At 45.0% G+C, this 1,299-nt stretch carries 2 protein-coding genes; one reads left to right on the top strand and one right to left on the bottom strand.

Translation table 11 applies throughout. The features are described from left to right. Positions 1–190: 190 nt before the first annotated feature. Positions 191–331: a hypothetical protein gene (locus tag ACS8FD_RS14975; RefSeq protein ID WP_439261028.1), complete on the bottom strand. Its 141-nt coding sequence runs from the start codon at positions 329–331 to the stop codon at positions 191–193. Between the two features lie 123 nt (positions 332–454). Here ACS8FD_RS14975 and ACS8FD_RS14970 point away from each other — a divergent pair. After that, on the top strand, positions 455–1,299 hold an 845-nt coding region (locus tag ACS8FD_RS14970), incomplete at its 3' end, for an RNA repair transcriptional activator RtcR family protein (protein WP_439276440.1).

The following is a 1,299-nucleotide window of genomic DNA, read 5'->3' as shown; positions in this document are numbered from 1 at the left end:
ATGAGATGGCTATCGGGGGCAATAACTACATTGACGATGGGCAAGCGACTGATGAGCTAGATATGGATCAGCTGATAAAGATAGACAGCTAATTAAAGTAACTGTCTAAAAAGAATACGCTTGTTTTAACCTTATAAAAAACAGTATTAATCATTCGCCAAATGTTTTGCAGACTATTAATACTGTTTTATTACTCAGCGACTGGCTCTACCGGCTCAACTTCAGTATCTGGCGGTCCTTCAACTGGCGCTGCTTCTTCTGGTGGCGGCTCAGCACAAGCGCCAAGCAGTAATGTGGCTCCTAATAGACCATACATGATTTGGTTTCTCATTTTTGTTCCTTATTTATAATAGGCATTTATACGCTATGGTTATAATGATAGCTGGTTGCTTTGATTATAGCAGAATGTCCCTTTTTACAAAGCTCAATAGAGCAGCTGACTTATAATAAAAATATGCCTAATAACTCTCAGTCTAATATAAAACATCTTAACCAAGCTATCCCTAACAAAACCGCCATCATCGGCTTTCTCGGTACCACCTTAGACAACGGCTTTAATGACAAGCGTTGGCAACGCTGGCGACCGACGGTAAGTCTATGCCTGCACGATGATATGCTCGTCGATGAGCTGCATGTTTTATATAGCAAGCGTGATAAGCGCCTGTTTAAGATTGTCAAAGACGATATCGCCAAAGTCAGTCCGCAGACACAAGTCATCGCTCATCATGTGACGTTATCAAGCCCGTGGGACTTTGCCGATGTCTATGCCGAGCTATATGACTTTGCCACAGGCTTTGATTTTCAAGATAATACTGATTACTTGCTACATCTCACCACAGGCACGCATGTGGCACAGATTTGCTGGTTTTTACTGGTGGAGGCGGGGTTTATTCCTGCCGATCTGGTTCAAACTTCGCCGTGCCCAAGACCCGACCAAGCTGATCCGCAAGGCCGCTATCAAGTGATTGATTTGGATGTCTCACGCTACGATGGCTTGCGTGAGCGTTTTGAGGCCGAAAAGCAGCAACATTGGCAAACCTTACAAGCCAATCTGGTCACCCAAAACGCTGCTTATCAAAAGCTAATATCCGATATCGAAAAAGTCGCGACGCGCTCCACCGCGCCAATACTTTTAATAGGCGCAACAGGGGCAGGCAAGTCGCAATTGGCGAGCCAAATCTACGCGCTTAAAAAAGCCAAAGCCAATAGCAGCGCGCAAAACAAATATACCCTTGATAACTTTGTCGAGGTCAACTGTGCCACCTTGCGCGGCGATACCGCTATGAGCGTACTCTTTGG

The organism is Psychrobacter sp. 1U2 (genome assembly GCF_051847575.1).
This window is presented reverse-complemented; position numbering and strand designations above follow the sequence as displayed.